Origin of the sequence: Longispora sp. NPDC051575 (assembly GCF_040681875.1) — a bacterium.
Taxonomy (GTDB): Bacteria; Actinomycetota; Actinomycetes; order Mycobacteriales; family Micromonosporaceae; genus Longispora.
In genome coordinates this window covers 20,183-38,489 of the sequence record NZ_JBFAZP010000024.1, presented here as the reverse complement: position 1 = coordinate 38,489, position 18,307 = coordinate 20,183, and the positions used below count along the sequence as shown (strand labels likewise).

16 protein-coding genes are annotated in these 18,307 nt (G+C 65.9%); 8 read left to right on the top strand and 8 right to left on the bottom strand.

Going from position 1 to position 18,307, the window contains the following annotated elements; translation table 11 throughout:
* Window positions 1-72: 72 nt before the first annotated feature.
* Window positions 73-300, bottom strand: coding sequence for a hypothetical protein (locus AB0M43_RS38585; RefSeq protein WP_363732648.1), 228 nt, complete (start codon window positions 298-300; stop codon window positions 73-75).
* A 379-nt stretch (window positions 301-679) separates the two neighbouring features.
* Between AB0M43_RS38585 and AB0M43_RS38580 the strand changes: the two genes are divergently transcribed.
* Complete coding sequence (locus AB0M43_RS38580) at window positions 680-2,014, top strand: site-specific integrase (RefSeq protein WP_363732645.1); 1,335 nt, start codon at window positions 680-682, stop codon at window positions 2,012-2,014.
* 799 nt (window positions 2,015-2,813) lie between these two features.
* On the opposite strand, the gene AB0M43_RS38575 is transcribed toward AB0M43_RS38580, so the two are convergent.
* Together AB0M43_RS38575 and AB0M43_RS38570 are read right to left on the bottom strand one after the other, a co-directional pair.
* Window positions 2,814-3,215: a hypothetical protein gene (locus tag AB0M43_RS38575; RefSeq protein ID WP_363732643.1), complete on the bottom strand. Its 402-nt coding sequence runs from the start codon at window positions 3,213-3,215 to the stop codon at window positions 2,814-2,816.
* A complete protein-coding gene (locus tag AB0M43_RS38570) occupies window positions 3,212-3,511 on the bottom strand; it encodes a hypothetical protein (RefSeq protein WP_363732641.1) in 300 nt (99 codons plus the stop codon). Before AB0M43_RS38570 ends, AB0M43_RS38575 begins: the two co-directional genes overlap by 4 nt.
* Before the next feature lie 539 nt (window positions 3,512-4,050).
* On the opposite strand from AB0M43_RS38570, the gene AB0M43_RS38565 reads away from it, so the two are divergent.
* From AB0M43_RS38565 to AB0M43_RS38540, 6 genes are all read left to right on the top strand, one after another.
* Complete coding sequence (locus AB0M43_RS38565; RefSeq protein WP_363732639.1) at window positions 4,051-4,584, top strand: DUF4365 domain-containing protein; 534 nt, start codon at window positions 4,051-4,053, stop codon at window positions 4,582-4,584.
* The gene (locus AB0M43_RS38560; RefSeq protein WP_363732637.1) at window positions 4,577-5,725 is read left to right on the top strand and encodes a hypothetical protein; all 1,149 of its coding nucleotides are present in this window, start codon (window positions 4,577-4,579) and stop codon (window positions 5,723-5,725) included. The genes AB0M43_RS38565 and AB0M43_RS38560 overlap by 8 nt, the downstream gene beginning before the upstream one ends.
* Before the next feature lie 702 nt (window positions 5,726-6,427).
* Complete coding sequence (locus AB0M43_RS38555) at window positions 6,428-7,084, top strand: restriction endonuclease (protein WP_363732635.1); 657 nt, start codon at window positions 6,428-6,430, stop codon at window positions 7,082-7,084.
* An 849-nt stretch (window positions 7,085-7,933) separates the two neighbouring features.
* Entirely contained in the window at window positions 7,934-11,143 is a 3,210-nt protein-coding gene (locus AB0M43_RS38550) for a DEAD/DEAH box helicase family protein (protein ID WP_363732632.1), read from the top strand.
* Window positions 11,144-11,387: 244 nt separating this feature from the next.
* Window positions 11,388-12,026, top strand: a complete 639-nt coding sequence (locus AB0M43_RS38545) for a hypothetical protein (protein WP_363732630.1) — start codon at window positions 11,388-11,390, stop codon at window positions 12,024-12,026.
* Window positions 12,023-12,700 (top strand): hypothetical protein, encoded by a 678-nt coding sequence (locus AB0M43_RS38540; protein ID WP_363732628.1) that lies wholly within the window; start codon window positions 12,023-12,025, stop codon window positions 12,698-12,700. Before AB0M43_RS38545 ends, AB0M43_RS38540 begins: the two co-directional genes overlap by 4 nt.
* A 6-nt stretch (window positions 12,701-12,706) precedes the next feature.
* Here the strand turns inward: AB0M43_RS38540 and AB0M43_RS38535 are convergent, their stop codons facing one another.
* Window positions 12,707-13,114, bottom strand: a complete 408-nt coding sequence (locus tag AB0M43_RS38535; RefSeq protein ID WP_363732625.1) for a MerR family transcriptional regulator — start codon at window positions 13,112-13,114, stop codon at window positions 12,707-12,709.
* A gap of 251 nt (window positions 13,115-13,365) precedes the next feature.
* Here AB0M43_RS38535 and AB0M43_RS38530 point away from each other — a divergent pair, with 251 nt between their 5' ends.
* On the top strand, window positions 13,366-14,865 hold the full coding sequence (locus tag AB0M43_RS38530; RefSeq protein WP_363732623.1) for a SulP family inorganic anion transporter: 1,500 nt from the start codon (window positions 13,366-13,368) through the stop codon (window positions 14,863-14,865).
* A gap of 490 nt (window positions 14,866-15,355) precedes the next feature.
* Here AB0M43_RS38530 and AB0M43_RS38525 read toward each other — a convergent pair whose 3' ends face one another.
* The 4 genes from AB0M43_RS38525 to AB0M43_RS38510 form a co-directional block, all read right to left on the bottom strand.
* Entirely contained in the window at window positions 15,356-15,820 is a 465-nt protein-coding gene (locus AB0M43_RS38525) for an alpha/beta fold hydrolase (RefSeq protein WP_363732620.1), read from the bottom strand.
* A 312-nt stretch (window positions 15,821-16,132) separates the two neighbouring features.
* A complete protein-coding gene (locus AB0M43_RS38520; RefSeq protein WP_363732618.1) occupies window positions 16,133-16,510 on the bottom strand; it encodes an STAS domain-containing protein in 378 nt (125 codons plus the stop codon).
* A gap of 16 nt (window positions 16,511-16,526) precedes the next feature.
* Window positions 16,527-17,819 carry an ArsB/NhaD family transporter gene (locus AB0M43_RS38515; protein WP_363732615.1) on the bottom strand — a complete coding sequence of 431 codons (1,293 nt, stop codon included), beginning with the start codon at window positions 17,817-17,819 and terminating at the stop codon, window positions 16,527-16,529.
* Window positions 17,816-18,262 (bottom strand): CBS domain-containing protein, encoded by a 447-nt coding sequence (locus AB0M43_RS38510; protein ID WP_363732614.1) that lies wholly within the window; start codon window positions 18,260-18,262, stop codon window positions 17,816-17,818. The genes AB0M43_RS38515 and AB0M43_RS38510 overlap by 4 nt, the downstream gene beginning before the upstream one ends.
* Between the last annotated feature and the right edge of the window lie 45 nt (window positions 18,263-18,307).

Sequence of the window (18,307 nt, the reverse complement as noted above, 5' to 3'; positions counted from 1 at the left end):
GACTCACCCCGATCGAGTTTGAGACACTACACAAGGCCACTCAACCGGCCTGAACACCGCTAACCCCGCGAGTCAACCAAACCGGGGGCAGTCCCGTTCCTGCTTCACGCTGCCGTCAGCGGCGAGGTCGGTCTGCCCGTAGACCTCCCGCGCCTTGCGCTCCGCCTCGGCCGCGGCCTTGTCCGTGAGGTAACCGCGTTCCTTCTTCGTTCGCCGTTTGTTGTCGGGTCCGGCGGGGAGGTCGAACTTGTAAAACCAGCGGGTCTTGCCGCTGGCGAGCTGGTATTCGTACACAGCCATCGGGGGTGCCTCCGTGGTACCGAAGGTGTTGTTGATCTCAACCGTACGCCGGCTCCGGTACCACGCCCGGTGCCACAAGATCATCCGAAGCCGGTGCGACGTGGACGGTCACCGATGGATGCGCATAGAATAAGGGCCGCTGACCTGGGATTTCTCCCAACTCAACGACCCTCGATATCTGTCGGGCTGACAGGATTTGAACCTGCGACCCCTTGACCCCCAGCGCCGTACAGGCGTTCTAATCGAGCTTGGCCGATCAGGAAGATCTCGACTAAACTGCAGCTCAGAGGCCATATTTCATGGTCGCTCACGCCGCCGAATATCGCCGAAGTTCGCGCCATTCGGGGTCAGATGAGGGTCAAATGATCTTGGAGGGGTTGTGGGGCAGTCCCGCAAGCGGAAGGGCAAGAACGGGAAGTTCCGCTACACCGCCTACTACGACGATATCCGCGGCAACCGCGTCTCGGCCGGCACCTACGCCACAGAGAAGGAGGCCGACAAGGCGTGGCAGAAGGCCGAGGTCAAGGTCTCCGAAGGCCGCGGAGGTAACCCCGCCCGCGGGCGCCAGGCGTTTCGCCGCTACGTCGAGGAGGAGTGGTTCCCCAACCATGTCATCGAGGTCAGCACCCGCGAGGGCTACCACTACGCGATCCACAGCCGGATCCTGCCGCACTTCGGCAAGATGAAGCTCAACGAGATCCTCCCCCCGGATGTCCGAGAGTGGATCAAACTACTCGGCAAGGCGGGCATGAAGCCCCGCAACATCGCCTTCCACAAGACCGTCCTTAGCGCCATCTTCACTACCGCGTTCAACGACGAGGCGATCGGGCTCCACCCGTGCAGGGGCGTGAGGACACCGACCGTGCCGAAGAAGATGCTGGAGATCATCACCCCCGAGCAGTTCGACGACTTCCACGCCGCACTCCCCGACGAGGTATCACGGATGCTCGTCGAGGTCGCCATCGAAAGCGGCATGCGGTGGGGCGAACTCGCCGAGCTACGCCCCAAGGACATCAACCTCCGCACCCGGATCCTGACGATCAGCCGGACCGTGGTCGAGGTCAACACCCGCTTCCACCCGGACGGCAAACGATTCCTGATCAAGGACTACCCGAAGGACAAGGAACCCCGCCGCTTCAAACTCAGCGCGCAGATCATCACCAAGCTCACGGCCTACATCCAGGCGCGCGGACTCGACAGCGACGACCTACTGTTCCAGTACGACAAGCCTGTCGAGCCCGCACGACACGACACCGGGCCCACGCCCGCCAACCTTGGGCTCACCTCACCCAACGCGGCGGGCCGCCAGTACCGGCATGGAACCCCCAGTGGCTACAACGCCGGTCGCTGCAAATGCGACCACTGCCGGCGGGCGATCGCCGACTACCGCGCCCAACGACGCGCCGCCGGCCACGACAGCCCCCGCACACCACGCTCCTACGACACCGACGGGCACATCCCACGACGGTGGTTCCGCGACCGAATCCTCAGGCCCGCCCTCGAGACCGCGAAGCTCGACATCGACATCGTCATGAAAGCCTTCCGACACGCGCACGCCTCCTGGCTCCTCGCCGGCGGCGCCGACCTCCAGGTCGTCAAGGAACGCCTCGGCCACGGCAGCATCAAGACGACCGAGGGCTACCTCCACACCCTCCCCGACGCAGACGACACAGCCCTCGACGCCTTCAGCAGGATCCGCCGCCGAGCAGCGTGAGTGTTCTTCTGCTCGCCATAATGATCCGCGTTGGACGATCCGGCTGAGGCCGCGCCGCCAAAACAGCCGACGCCTTACCGGCCGGCCTAGGAGCGGGCGGTGAGGCGTCGAGCTCTGCGGTGGGTCCATGTCAGATTGGCACGCGCTTTGGCTGTACCACCCGAGTGTTGCTCTAGCCGCCACCAGCAGCCCGAACCCCCGACCTGGTGTCGGGGGCCGTGTTGGGATCGGCTCATATGGTAGGCGACGGGCACAGCCACCACACAGCGCCCCGAGGTTCTTCACCTATGTTGAGCCCTACCGTCGACAGGACCAGAGCTTCTGCCACCTACGTGCCAAACACGAAGAACACAGGGCGGATTGACCCCGGCTCGCCCGGCGACCTTGAGTCCAGGCGAGGTCCGTGACGTCGGGGTCGAGGTTGTGAGCCTTGTTAAACCCTACCCGGATGCCACGCAGGGCGCTGACCTGCAGAAACGGCGCTCCTTCCAGCACCTTCGGTGAGATCAGCCCGTCACCGGCGGTCGCGGCGATGCGCACGCCAAGCTTGGGCCGTGGACGGCATTCTCCGCTGGAGGATGCGTTGACGGTGGCGCAAGTTTGGGCGACGGTGCTACGGACTCGGCGGGCGCGGCGGGCGCGGTGGGGTGGGCGGCGTTCCGGGTGGGCGAGCAAGGAGGACTGCGCACCCGGCTAGGAGCACGCCGGCGGTGGGCTCATTGCGCGGTGTCCCAGGATCAGGCAGGCCGGACGACAGCGTGGGGGGCTGGTCGCACCCGACCAAGGCGGTTGTGTGGTTCTAGACGGTGATGATGGGCCATTCGGCGGGTAGGTAGTCGCCGATCAGCGGTGAGGATGTCATCGCTGCGGCTCCCGAGGAGACGGCGGTGATGATGGTGTGGGCGATGCCGAGGCGGGTCAGGTCGGCGTGATCGTGGCACAGCAGGCCGGCGGCGCGGGCCTGCCCGGGCAGCATCGGCACGGTCCGCACGCACGGCAGTGCGAGCAGCAGTCGGACGCGCTGGACGGCCTCGGGTTTGGGCCCGAGGATCGCGTACGCCTCGGCCAGGCACGTCGTCGGCACGGCCGCGTGCATCCCGATCATGTCCGCGCCGACCAGGTGGGTGCCGACGATCTCGGCGCCGCCGGTGGCGTAGGCGGCGATGGCTCCTGCGTCCAGAACGAGGGCGAAGTCGGTCACTCGCCGAGGCCGAGGTCATCTCGCAGTGCGCCGGCGGACAGGCCGGTCAGGTCCGCCAGGCGCGATACCGCAGCGTCGCGCAGCGCCCGTGAGGGCCGGCGGGCGAGCATCGCGGCGGCGGCAGCCGCCTTCTGCGGATCGGGGTGATATCCAGCCTCGGCGAGCGCGGCGAGGGTCCGTTCCCGGGTGATGCGGTCGCGCACCGCCTCGGTCACGTACGCCGACACCTGCCCGGCGTCGAGTTGGTCCAAGCGGGCATCAACGTCGGGGGCGAAGCGGATCGTCCGTCGTGTCATACCGATCATTCTATCTGGTATGACACGTGGGCGGTACCCGGCTCCACACCAGGAGCTCCGAGCGGTGAGCAAGGGGCCGGGTTGCGACCAACCCGGTAGCGCGTCGCGCATGCGGAAGCTTGCAGCCAGGAGCTGGTGCGGTCGGCTCGTCTGCTCAGCCTGCGCCTCCCCTCTTCGCCACCCAGAGGCCTTACCGATATATGCGGTCGCAGTTCGAGGGGGCGCACATCGGCCGCTCGGGCGAGTGGTGTCGTGCGCGGAACGCCAGTCCAGGCGTCTAGACGCGATCTGTGGGTCTGCGGGCGTGGCTGCGTGGCCGGCTCGAGTGTCTGCACGGTGTGCAGTCTCCGCTAGCAGCTCCGGCCGCGGGCCTGCCTGCGTCCAGTTGCCTGGGACGTCGCTAGCTCCGTATCTCACTCGCCATCACGAAGTTCCACCCGGCTGAGTTCACTCACAGCGCGACACCGGAAGGCAACGATCTGTACACCTTGTGACACTGCAAGGCAGAAGACCCCTCCGGCGCGGTCAAGATATAGACCATGATGGACGGCGACAGCGAGGCGCTGAACACGATTGCGACACTGGGTGCGAATTCAGCCAAATCCCGCTTCGGTGTGGCGTATCTTCGTTCAGTGTGCAGCCAAGCCGGCATCGGGTTTGACGAGACCTCGCCTGACGAGGACGTCCTCGCCGTCGATGGCCACCTCAGCTTTGAACTCTGTCCGGTCAGGGTCCAGGTCAAATGCACGGGCCAGTTCCGCATCAATGGCGGACCGACGGCCACGTGGCAGACCGAGCCAGCCTGGCACCGTAAATGGACCAGATCCGGTACTCCTGTGTACTTCGTGCTGGTTATCGTTGACCCCGACGATCAGAAGCTCTGGCTCGATCACAGCGACCAGGGGACCTTGCAGCGGGCGGCGGCGTTCTGGGCCCGCGTGGACACCTTGCCCGCTAGTTCCGCGATCACTCTGAGCAAACAGCGTCGCTTGACCGCCGCGACTCTGCTGGAGTGGGCCACAGACTTGGAAGAGGCGTTCAGCAAGCCGGCGATGGGCACAACTCATGCCTGAGGAGCCGTCCCTGCCGGAGCATCGCGATGTCCTCGACTACCTGACACTGCGCGGCTGGGCAGCACGAGGAGAAGGCCCCGCCGGCACGCTGTGGGCCAAGGACAACTGGCGCGTCGGAATACCTCGAGAACCCGACGGCGTGGCGATTCTCGGAGTCGTCGACAGGCTCGCTCGCGCCGAAGGCCGCGACGCCAGAGACGTCTCCGTGTCCATCCGCCACCTACGCTTCGACGTGGCCTATCTACGGGCCGCCAACGACTTCCGCATCACCGACAAGATCCCCCTCGACACCGCATCCAAAATCATCGTCGGAGCCCGCATGATGCTGCGCGCCACGGCGACCACGGCCCGATCCGAACGCGCCCAGATCGGCAACAGCTACTCCCGGCGTGGCGACGCGGTTATCCGCGACGCGTTCATGGGTCACACCCAGCGTGGTTCGTTCGTGATCCCCGTGCTCGTCCCGATCTCAGAACCCCCCGCACCCGATCTGCACCAGCCCACCCTGGACTTCACCGACCACCAGGGGCCAGAGTCACACCGGTCCCCCACCGAACCATTCGAACGCAGGGTCGTACGGACGTTCGCCCAGTCCATGCAGGCGGTCAACGAACTCGTCGTCGAACCCGCTCGCGCCCCGGACACCGACACCATGCACGAGCTGGTGTACCGGGGTGTTAGCCGCGAGTTCGTCTCCGCCCTCGCCGGCGTCCTAGCCGAACCCGCCATCGCGGAGTTCCAGACCGAGGTGCACTGGGCGCCAGTGGTTGCGGCTCCCGCGACCATGCCGCACAGCGTCACCATCGACGCCGATGCCACAGACCTCGTCAAGCTCGTCGCCGACCGCCTACGTCAGCAAAGGATCACCCCACGTCAGGTGTTCTCCGGAACTATCGTCCAACTCCGACACGAACGGCGAGACGACCCCTACGGCGAGATCGGCATCGCCACCGTGCGCCGCGGACGCGCCAGTGAGATTCGCGTGCGGCTACCCATGGCGCTGTACACGCAGGCATGGGTATGGCATAACGCCGGCCGTGCGGTCCTAGTGGAAGGGGAGATCAGCAGGTCCCCCGGCAGGCCATCGATCGTGGAGAACCCTACGCGTTGCCATCCACTTGACGAACTTCTCCTGGACTAGGACGGTCCTGACGATCATCGGAGCCGGATCATGACGGCTGCGAAGAGGTCGCAGGGGCGGTAGATGGTGCTCGTTTGGTGTAGCGGATCGCCTGTCAGTGGGGGACGAAGGGTATCCGGTTCGACCCGTCGCCGCCTCGAGCCCGTCGCAGTTCCAAGTCGGCACTGTCGGTTCCGCTACAGGCTTGGCCAACTGCGAGCCGATGACGGTGATGCACCTACTAGTGGCAGGTTCCGACCGATGCCCGCCACTGCAGGGTGCGTGGCATCCAGGACTGAGGCGGTGATCACCGGTGGCGACAGGCACCTAGACAACGAATGGGTCTGTGTCATCGCACCAACGCCTTGTCCGGCGTCGACCGCGCGAGGCTTGGCGGGCGGTCCGCTGGCTGGCTGTCCTCGCCGCCGCGCTGGCTTGAGCAAGATTTGGCGATGACGGATGTCTGACACGCCGCGTCGCCCGCCAGGGATCGAAATGTGTCACACCCATCCGGTATACCTCTGGTGCACCTATTCTCCCCGGAGGTCTGTGATGCCATTCGTAAGACCCCATACTCGGGGCGGTACCCAGGTCAAGGGCCACCATCGCGTGCAGAGCCGTCTGCGGGTCTGGATCGGCCTGATCCTTTTGACCTTGCTGTTCACCTACTTCCATCGCCAGGGCATCGGCCCGCGGTAGCCACGAAGCCGGAAGGGGGAGATCATGGCGACCAGGCGTAGGCGAAAAAAGGTCAGCGACGGCGAGGCATTCACGATCGGCCTCCTGGTCCTCATTGGCGCGGGGGCGGTATGGGCAGGCCTGAAGGCCGCTGGCCAGTGGGTGGGCCAGCACAGCGGTCTCGTCGTCGCTGTCGTCGTCCTCATCGTCGCCGCGCTCGCTGGATTGGGAGCCGTTGCCTGGCAGACGCGCCGCGCCAGAACGGCACGAGCGTACGAGTTGACGTTGAGCATCGCGGCCACCGATGGCATGTCGGGCATCGGGTTCGAGGAGTGGACAGCCACGCTGATGCGCCGGACCGGCTTCACCCGGGTCAGCGTCTGTGGCGGCACAGACGATCAGGGCGCCGACATCATCGCCCACCTCCCAGGCGGGGAGAAGGTGGTGGTGCAGTGCAAGCGCTACGCCCCCGGTCGCACCATCGGATCCCCTGTGGTGCACCAGTTCAACGGCACCGCCAAACCCATCCACCGGGCTGACGTCGCCGCCATCGTCACCACCGCCGCGTTCACCGCACCTGCCGCGCGGGACGCCACCCGCCTCGGTATCACCCTCGTAGACCGCACGGCCCTAGCCGCATGGGCCGCCGACGGCACACCGCCATCGGGCCTACGCCTTACCCCCGCACGGACCTCGGGATAGTCAGACGTTCTGAACTGCGGCTTCAGTGTCACATCTCGCGCGATGGACATCTGCATTGCCGGTCGTCGACTCCGAACTCAGTGCTCAGCGGGGTCAGCTCCGGAGCGGGCCTGCCACCACCGATGGTGGAAACGTCGAGTGCGGACTCCCTGGCCCTGAGGGCCACATCGCGCCGACCGCCGAAGGACCCGACGTTTCGCGGACCTCACGACTGCGAACCGGCTGCTTCGAAGACCCGTGTTCTCACGCTGGTCGCCCAGCCGGGCTTCGCCGATCGACTGCAGCCGTCTCCACCTGCGGCGATACCACCACGGCCTGCCAAGCCGCCCAGCTGCTCACCACGGCGTTGCGCACAGGGACTTCACAGCACCTTGCCGCTGACACCGAGCGCCTTTCCAGGCAGCTGCCCCACGCTCCCGCCGCGCCATTGCGCCAAGCTGTCGAGACTGCGAGCACAGGCGTCTGGTCGGGTTTCACGTCACAGCGGGGCTACGCACAAATCAGCCGGGTACATCACCACCGACACACATCCTAGGCCGCTAGCCTAGCCGAGCACTCGAAGAACGGCAGGGTCGACGTGCGGGCCATGCCTGGCGGACGGCCCTGCCTCCTCCTTGTCTTGTTTCGGCACCTCGGTCCGAAGGAGCGTCAATCCCTGACCGATGGTGCGGCAGGAAAGAACCACTGGCCGAAAGTGCGCGCTCGGCAGCCATACGGTCACCTTCTCCGACGACACGGCTGAGAGCCAGTTTCCACCTAGACCACGTCGACACGCATAGCATTCGTCAAGGTGGCTCCCGCCGGTTCGAGTCATCCGCTACATGTCGCCCGAGGCAGGGTGGGTGCATCATGAGTTCTGGCCGATCGGGTTGGCTTTGTCCTGCGGTGTGGGCGCAGACTGAGAGCTTCGCTTCAAACCGCGTCAGGCAGTTGATCGTACCGCCGAGTGTCTTTGACACGGTGTCTGCTGCGGGGGACGACTGGCTGGTGGAAAACAGGTTTGGCTCGTGGCCAGCCGCGACTAGCAATCACCCGATCTCCGATGACCGACTGTGGGCCAGATTGCCGATAGGGACGCGGCCCGGAGATCGACTTGTTCAGGCGACATGGGTGCGTCCGCCGACTCTGCGGCTCACCTCGCCCGAGTCAGTGCTCGAGAGCTACAGGGACACTCTCACGTTTTCCGAAAATCGCGCAGACTCGCCGGGACTGAGATCGCCGCAGCTTGGCGCTCTCCACTCGGTGCTCGGGTACTGGACGACCAGGCGGACGGTCCCGGCGACCGTGGTCATGCCCACTGGGACTGGCAAGACCGAGACGATGCTCGCATTGCTCGTTGCCGCGCAGTTGCCGCGCGTTTTGGTGCTCGTGCCGTCCAACGCGCTGCGTGAGCAGGTGACCTCGAAGTTCGAGACTTTGGGCGTTCTGCAGGAGTTGGGAATTGTCGACAGTCGTGCTTTGAGGCCCGTCGTCGGGCAAATCCTGCATGGGTTCACCGATGCTGGCACCGCGTCTACGTTTGCCGAGATGTGCAACGTCGTCGTCGCCACGCCGCAATCCTTGGAAGCCTGCAGTCCCGAGGCACGGAATGTGCTCTTCGAGACCTGTACACATTTGTTCGTAGACGAGGCTCATCATGTGGCTGCACCTACGTGGTCAGCTATTCTGGACGGATTCGCGGCGAAGAGGGTCGTGCAGTTCACCGCCACGCCGTTCCGCGAAGATGGCCGCCATCTGCAGGGCAGTATCGTCTATGCTTTTCCCTTGCGCGAAGCTCAGGTTCAGGGATATTTCTCGACCATCGATTACCATTCTGTGATCGACTTCGCGGACCGGGATGCGGCGCTGGCGAGGTTGAGCGTCCAGCGGCTACGCAGCGACCTTGCCACTGGCTACGACCATGTGCTGATGGCACGAGTAGGGAGTGTCACGAGAGCTCATCACGTCAAGACCTACTACGACGCCGTCGCTCCGGACCTCAACCCGGTCATCATCAACAGCAGGCTGCCCAAGCGGCAGCAGCGCGAGGCTCTGGAGAGCCTTCGCTCGCGCGCTTCTCGGATCATCGTGTGCGTCAACATGCTCGGCGAGGGGTTCGACCTTCCCGCGCTGAAGGTCGCCGCGGTGCATGATCCGCAGAAGAGCCTGGCGGTTACGCTTCAGTTCATCGGACGTTTCGCGAGGACGTCCGTTCAAGGTAACCTCGGCGACGCTTCGATGTTCGTCGCCCGAGCAGAGTTCGGCATTGATCGTCGCCTGCGCGGGCTCTACGCGGAGGACTCTGACTGGAATATTGTCCTTCGCAACCTCTCGGAGACTGAGGTTGAGGACCAGCGCGCCGTCAGCGAGTTCGAGAGCGGTTTCACCAGCCTGCCCGAGGAGATCACGCTTCGAAGCCTTTTGCCGAAGATGAGCACGGTCGTGTACCGAACGCCCACACACCAGTGGGAACCGTTGAGTCTCCTGGACCACTTCGGGCAGGAGAACCTACTCACCAATCCCATCGGCGTCAACCAGCAGGCCGGAGTCGCTTGGTGCGTCGTCGAGAAGCATGCGGAGGTCGGCTGGGGTGAAGTCAAGTCCATCGAGGATGTCACCTATGAGCTGTTCATCTTGTACTTCGACGCGGACCGCCGGTTGTTGTACGTCAACAACTCCGCCAACGACGGTGTTTTCGAGAAGTTGGTCGAAGCTGTGGCAGGGGATGGAGCCACTCGGTTCACCGGATCGACGGTCTACCGTGTCATGGCCGACATCGACCGCCTCGTGCCCACCACCGTCGGAGTGATCGACGCGCACGACCAGTTCCGCCGTTTCTCGATGCATGTCGGCTCCGACGTCACGGCCAGCTTCTCGCAGGCAGAGGCGGGCACGAAGTCGCAGACCAACATTTCCGGAGGCGGCTACAGAGACGGCGAACACGTCAGTATCAGCGCATCGCTGAAGGGCCGGATCTGGTCAGCCACGACCGCGCCGAGTCTCAAGCACTGGAAGGACTGGTGCGACGGCATCGGCCGACTTCTCCTTGACGACACGATCAGCATCGATAAGGTCATCGGCCAGTTCATCCTGCCCGAGCCTTTGACCGGACGGCCAGAAGGAGTGCTCCTCGCCGTCGAGTGGCCGTGGGAACTGCACGTGCAGCAGCCTGACAACCTCCGCCTCTCCTATGACGACAAGGTGTACGAGGCGGTTCACACCGACTTGGTCCCCAACACCGAGGTGACGGCCGAATCCTTCAGGTTCACGGTCAGGACCGGCGCCTGGGCGGTCGAGTACGAGGCCACTGTGCACAACGGAGCGCTGCGCTACCGCAGCACGGTAGAACCTGAGGTTTCCGTCATCCGACCACGTTCAGAAATGCCGCTGAGTGAATGGTTGAACGCCAACAACCTTCTGTTCGTCCTGGACGGCGACCGGATCATCGAGAAGAATCTGATCTTCAAACCAGCCTGGGACAAACCGCCCTACGACCGCGACCAGCTCACTGCGCTCACCTGGGCCACGACCAACCTGAGGATCGAATCACAGAAAAAGGACAAGCTCACCAACTCCATTCAGTACCGAGCGATCACCGAACTCAAGACCGAACGCTGGGACGTCCTCATTGATGACGACGGCAGCGGTGAGATCGCCGATATCGTGGCGCTGCGCATCGACCCTGAGGGACTCCTCATACGGCTGGTGCACTGCAAGTACTCGCATGGCGATGCGCCAGGACACCGCGTTGAGGACCTCTACGAGGTGTGCGGCCAGGCCCAAAAGTCCATCAGGTGGCGCCGCAACCACCTACTGCCGTTCTTCCAGACACTCGCCGACCGAGCCGCCAAGAAGGAACAGCGAGACGGAATCAGCCCGTTCGAGATCGGCAGCCCCCGGGCCCTGCACGAACTACACGAACGTTCGAGGCTTCTGCGCCCCAGGATGGAGATGGTCATCGTTCAGCCCGGCCTGTCGGCCGCTGAGGCGTCGACTCAACAGCTTGACCTGCTCGCATCAACCCAGGCATACCTCAAAACCACGATCAAGGCACCGCTCGCCGTGTGGTGCAGTCCTTAGAACGATGAAGGCGATGACGTACCGTAACTTTCGCCGAATAGCAGGCCATTGCGGGTGATACGGCACGCACTCTCCGGGGTCAGCCAGCGCAGGTGCGGCGGCCAGCGATCGAGCCCCGCCCCTCAAAGTGACTCTTCTCTAACGTTAGGGTAGGGATCTGCATCGGTGTCGCTGCGAGTGGACGGGGCTGGGCGTGGGGTTGGATCGTGTGGGCGGCGTTCTGTGGCGGCGGTGGTGGTTGTTCGTGCCGTTGCTGCTTTTGACGGTGGGGGCGGTGTTGCGGGTGAGTTCGTCGACACCGCCAGTGTTCGCGGCGCAGGGCGCGTTGATGCTCGTGGAGCCGACGAGCCGGTTCGTGCCGGTTGCCGGTAAGCCGCGTCCGGCGGGTAACGCGTGGACGGAGACTGGGACGGTGAATTTGGCGCTGGCGACGGTGATCTCTATGGAGACGGAGTCGTTTCGAGCCTCGGTGGAGTCGTCGGGGTTTGATCCGCGGTTCAAGCTCGACATCGTCTCGCGCACGGCGATCATCACCATTAAGGTGGCGTCACCCAGTCCGACCCGGTCGGTGGACACGGTGCGTCACCTTCTAGAGCGGGTCACAGCCGATATCGCCGGCAAGCAGCAGAGTCTGGCCGGCCAGCCCGGAGCGATGATCACCACCGAGGTTCTCGATCACGGCGGGCCGGTGATCGCCGACACCACGGCGGTCCGGCGCTCGCAGGCGGTCACCGCCGCTGCCGGCGTGCTGGGCGCAGTGGCGGTGACGGTGTTCTTCGACGGCTCGGTCGTCAAGTACCGCACCCGCCGCCGCAAGGGTCCGGTCTCATCCGCCCCGTCCGGTACGGCTTCCGGGCTCCTCAATCCTGCCCCACGGCGATGACCCGACCGGAAGTCGACGTGCTCGACCGGGCTCTGGCCGTGGCGCGACGGTGGTTCGTGTGGGTACCGCTGCTCGCCCTGACCGTGGCTGCGACGTGGCACGTCAGCGACTTCGTGAAGCCGTCGTTCGAGGCGCAGGGGTCCGTCCTGCTCGTGCCTCCGACGGGTAAGCCCACCACTGCCCCCGGGAGCCAGCCGCCGGTGTCGAGTGGTTGGACCCTCCTGGGGCCGGTGGACATGGCCACCGCCGTCATCAAGATCATGGAGAGCGGGGAGCGACGCGCGGCAGTGGCCGCCGCCGGGTTCGAACGCGATTACGTGCTCACCCTGCTGCCGCGCAGTGCGATCATCCGTGTCCAAGCCGCATCGCTCAGCCCGGCCAGGGTGACCGGTACCGTCGGACACGTCATAGCCGCGATCACCGCCGACGTCGCCGGAAAACAGGCTGCCCTTGCCGATCAACCCCGGTTGAGGATCAGCACCCAGGTTCTCGACGGGACCGCGCCGGTGGACACCAACATTCTCGGGGTCCGTAAGGCCCAGGCGATCGTCGTCGCCGTCGGCCTGGCACTCACTATCGTCGGCCTGATCGCAGCCGAGGCCGTCGCACGGGCATGGCGACGGCGCGCTGAAATGGCGCTGCGCGGCATGCTCCGCAGTTCCGAACCCCAATAGGCGGGGTCAGGCGTCGGCCACAGCTGGGCCCGCGCTGGTCCTTTGGAGTTGGGCGGTGAGGACTGCGGCGAACTCTTCGGCCATCGCCAACTCGGTCCGCAATGCTTCGCACCGCGCTTCGGCCGCCTCGTGGAACCCGTTCAACCGGCGCCGCAGCGCCGAAGCCTCTAGGTCGGGCAGCTCGGGGGCGGTGAGCGTCGCGAGGGTTTCCAGAAGCTGGCGCATTTCCTCCAGGGTGAAACCCAACGGCTTCATCCGTTTGATCACGAGCAGACGTTCCACATCGGCGTCGGTGTACAGGCGGAAGCCGCCCTGGCTGCGCGCGGACGGGACGACCAGTTCGGCCTCGTCGTAGTGGCGGATCGTGCGCAGCGACAATCCTGTGCGCGTGGCAACCTCGCCGATCTGCAACATCCCGCCCCTCCTCCGTCACCCCGCTCCGGAGTGATCCATCCCTCAGCGCATCAGCACCCGAACCAACTCTACCCGCACGTTAGAGTAGGGTTGCTCGGGTCGGAGAGTGGTCTCCGGCCGTCGGAAGTCATCACCCCACCGTGCCATCGGCCCGGGCCGGGGTGATGTTCCACGGTAGCGGCTCGGCGCACGAAACGGCGCAGGCGGCCCCGTCCACCGCAGTCACACCCGCACCGCACCGGAAGGTCCTTATGCTCCTGGTCGCCCGCACCGCCCTGGCCCCCGCACGGCTCAAGGCCGCCTGGTGGTCCAGCCCGCGCACCGACCTGCTCGCCGGACTCGTCGTGGCGCTGGCTCTGATTCCCGAGGCGATCTCGTTTTCGATCATCGCCGGTGTGGACCCGCGGGTCGGGCTGTTCGCGTCGTTCACGATGGCGGTGGCCATCGCCTTCACGGGGGGACGCCCGGCCATGATCTCCGCCGCCACCGGCGCCATGGCTCTCGTGATCGCCCCGCTCGTCAAGGAGCACGGTGTGCAGTACCTGCTCGCCGCCACGATCGCCGCCGGCTTGTTGCAGGTGCTCCTCGGCGTACTCGGCGTGGCGAAGCTGATGCGGTTCATCCCACGGTCCGTCATGACCGGGTTCGTCAACGCCCTGGCGATTCTGATCTTCCTCGCGCAGTTGCCGCACCTGCTCGGCGAGAACTGGACGGTATGGGCACTGGCCGCCGCCGGCCTGGTCATGATCTTCGGCCTGCCCCGCGTGCCAAGACTCACACAGATCGTGCCCGCGCCGCTCATCGCGATCATCAGCCTGACGGTCTTCACTGTCGCGGTGTCCGTGGCCGCGCCCACTGTCGGGGACATGGGCAAGCTTCCCGACAGCCTGCCAGTGCCGTTCCTGCCAGACGTGCCGTTGACGGTGAACACCCTGGTCGTCATCGCCCCCTACGCATTGACCCTCGCCGCCGTCGGGCTGCTGGAGTCCCTGTTGACCGCGCAGCTCGTCGATGACGCCACTGACACGCACTCCAACAAGGACCGTGAGGCTCGCGGGCAGGGCATCGCCAACGTCATCACGGGGTTCTTCGGCGGGATGGCCGGCTGTGCCATGATCGGGCAGACGATGATCAACGTGAAGTCCGGGGCACGCACCCGGCTATCCACACTGGCCGCTGGGGTGTTCCTGCTGATCCTCGTCGTCGTGCTCGGCGACGTTGTCGCGATCATCCCGATGGCGGCCCTGGTCGCGGTCATGATCTTCGTGTCGGTGGCCACGTTCGACTGGCACTCGATCAAGCCAGCCACCCTCAAGCGCATGCCAATCGGGGAGACCCTGGTCATGGCTACCACGGTCGTCGTCGTGGTCGCCACCCACAACCTCGCCGTCGGCGTCGGTGTCGGCGTACTCGTCGCGATGGTCGTCTTCGCACGCCGCGTCGCCCATCTGGCCGAGGTCACCTCCGTCCTCGACCCCGACGGGCAGATCCGGGTGTACGCGGTGACCGGGCAGCTGTTCTTCGCCTCCACCAACGAACTCCTCGACGCCTTCGACTACACCGGCGACCCACCCACCGTCATCGTCGACCTCACCGACGCCCACATCTGGGACGCCACCACCGTCGCCGCCCTCGACCAGATCACCGCCAAGTACGCGCGCCACGACATCACCGTGCAGATCACAGGCCTCAACAAACCCAGCGAGAAAATCCACGACAGCCTGTCCGGACATCTCACCACCGGACATTGACCTCAATCTGGTACCGAAACGATCCGCTCGGGCCGGTCCCGTCCCGAAGACCGATCTGCGGCTGCCCCTGGGGTAGAGCGGACCGATGCCGTCGAACACCTCAGGTGAGGGAAGGGAGGGATTGAACGAGGGCTACGACGGCCTGGGGTAGTTCGTCGGGCGCGAGATGTCCTGCGTCGGTGATGGTGTGCAGGCGCAATCCCAGGCGTTCGGTCGCGGGTTGCAGGCGGGCCGGTGGTAGGAACAACGTCGTGGGCTCCGGTGGCGGCGACCAGGGGCGTGTTCCGGCGTGCTTCCAGGGCGTGGCTGGGCAGTGGGAACGGGGCCAGGGTGGTACGGCAGTGTCGGGCGACGAGGGTCATCCAGCAGGTCAGGATCGCCGGCGGGGTGTTGCCTGGCGCACGCATGAACTCCAGCATCCGGCTGGAGCGTTCGGGGTTGGGGCGGGTGAGCCAGGCCAGGGTCGCGCGGGCGATGGCGCCACTGATTCTCAGGCGGCCAGTCCCGCGGGGGCGATGAGGACACGGCCGGCGATGTGTGGGGAGTCGCAGGCCAGTGCGATCGCGCCGCCGAGAGAGTGCCCGACCATGACGAGCGGACCGCTGAGGTGGGTGCAGACCTCGGAGAGCCAGGCTGCGTACCAGTCGGTGTGGTCACGGCGCGGGCGGTCCGGTGCGCTGAGACCGGGTTGGCCGGGCAGGTCTGCGACGTGCACGGGCCAGTGGTTGGCGAGCGCCGTGGCCAGGGGGAGGCTGGTGGCGGCGTTGAAGTTGGTGCCCGGCACGACCAGCACGGAGACCGGGCCGCCGGGCACGCCTGCGGCGGTGAGGTGGGTGTGCCCGGCCGAGGTGGGCAGCAGGGAGCGGGTGTGCGGGACGGTCCAGGCGTCGAGTTGTTTGACGCACCAGTCGGCGATGACCGCACGGCCATGCGTGGTGCGGTACACAGATGGCATGCCGGTCAGGCCTCTTCGCCGGTTACGTGGCGGTGTGCGGGCTCGTGGGCGGTGATGGCACGGCCGATGACCTCGACCGGGTCGCCGGGGCCTGGGGTGGCGGAGGCTGTCGCGAGATCGGCGGTGCCGGGTCTTAGACTCGGCGTGGTTTATGCGGGAGGGGTGCGGGCGACCGGGGTCACCGGCGAGACGGGCCTGGCTGCCTGGCGTGAGTGTGGGCTTGTGGGTGCTGGGCGCATGTGAGTGTCCCCCCGGTGTTCGTGGTGCCGTGGGCTGCCGGGCGGCCCCGGGGGGCAGGGCCGCCCGGCAGGATCAGGGGCCCTTGCCGCCTTCGTCGTCGGCGAGTGTGGCCAGGGCGCTGGCGAGATCAGCGTGGAGGGTGAAGGCGGTGGTCAGGCCGCTGACGTTCAGCAGCCGGGCCAGCGATTCGGACGGGGCGGCCAGATGCAGGCGGTGGCCGCTGTCGCGTAGCAGCCGCACGGCCCGCACCAGCACTCCCAGTCCGGATGGGTCACAGTGTTCGACGCCGAAGGCGTCCACGATCAGTCGGTGGCGGCCGAGGTTGATGAGCCCGTCGAGACGCCCGCCCAGTTGGACCGCTGTGGTGTGGTCGAGGATGCCGGTGACGGTGACGACTGTCAGGTCGCCGTGTTGGGCGAGGCGGGTGGTCAGTTTCGGCGACGGGCTCATGGTTGGGCTTTCCGGTCTATGCGAGGGCGAAGTAGCGAAGCCACAGGTAGGGCACGGCCAGCGCGATGGTGATGACTGTGACGACGAGTCCGTAGCGGGTGAACTCCCAGAAGCTGATCTTCTTGCCGTTCTTCTCGGCGATGCCGAGCGCGACGACGTTTGCCGAGGCTCCGATGGCGGTGGCGTTGCCTCCGAGGTCGGCGCCTAGCGCGAGGGACCACCACAGTACGTCGCCCTTGTCGCCGGCGCCTGCGGCGAGGTCGGCGACGATGGGGCTCATTGTGGCCACGTAGGGGATGTTGTCGACGATCGCCGAGAGGGCGGCCGATGCCCACAGTAGGACCATGGAGGCCAGGAACAGTCGCCCCTCCACGGCGTCGGCGGCGGCGGTGGCGATCTTTTCGATGACGCCGGTGGCGACCAGGCCACCGACCATGACGAACAGGCCGGCGAAGAACACCAGGGTGGGCCATTCGACGTCTTTGACGACCGGTCCGACGTCGAGTTTGGACAGCACGAGGAGGAGTAGTCCACCGAGGAGCGCGACGACGGAGGGTTCCAGATGCAGGGTGGTGTGCAGCACGAATGCGACCAGTACGGCCGCGAGGACCACGCCACTGATACGTAGCAGTCGCACGTCGCGGATCGCGTCACGTTCATTCAGGCTCATCACCTGGGCGACGCGGTCGGCGTCGTAGGTGAACGCCTTGCGGAACAGCCACCGGCACAGACCGAGGTAGACGACGAGGACGAACGCGATGAACGGGGCGAGGTGGATGAGGAAGTCGTTGAACCCGAGCCCCGAGCGCGACGCGATGATGATGTTGGGCGGGTCGCCTACCAGGGTGGCGGTGCCTCCGATGTTGGAGGCCATGACCTCGGCGAGGATGAACGGCACGACCGGCACGGCCAGTCGCTGGCAGATCAGGAACGTCACCGGTGCGATGAGCAGCACCGTGGTCACGTTGTCGAGTGCGGCGGAGGCGACGGCGGTGACGAGTACCAGGATGACCATGATCTTGAACGGTCGGCCCTTGGCTCGTTTGGCCGCCCAGATGGCGAGGTACTCGAACACGCCGGTGCGTTTGATGACCGCGACGATGAGCATCATCCCGAGGAGCAGGAAGATGACGTTCCAGTCGATGCCGGTCTTCTCGGAGAAGAACGCGCCGTGTGCGTCGGTGATCCCCAGGGCGAGCATCACCGCCGCCCCGCCGACGGCGGCGGTGACCCGGTGCGTCCACTCGGTCGCGATGAGCACATAGGCGGCGACGAACACCACCACCGCGATCCAGGCTGCGGCGCTCATCGGTTCAGCATCCGATCCAACAACGTGTCCAGCGTGATGACGCCGGTCAACACCCCGCCGGCGTCGACGACGGCGACCAGCGGGCTGCGGGAGGCGGCCATCAGCGCGGCCACCTCCAGCACGGTCGCGGCGGCGGTGACGATGGGTAGGTCCTTGGGCTGGGCTGGTAGGGCCTCTGCCACGGTGCGTCCGTCGAGTTCGGCCAGGAACTTGTCGGCGTGTGCCTCATCGATCACTCTCGCCAGGGCCGGGTCGTCCTGGATGTAGGCGGGCACGGCCAGGCGCAGGACCTGCGTTCCGGGCAGCACCGTGATCGGCCGGCCGCCATCGTCGGTGACGACCAGGCCCGGCAGGTTCTGATCGGCCAGCAGCCGTGCGGCCTCAAGGACCGGACTGGAAGATTTCACGGCGGGAAATGGCACGGCAAGATCACCAGCACGCATCAGGTTCTCCTCTGAGTCAGGGCAGCGTTGTTCACAACGCCGACC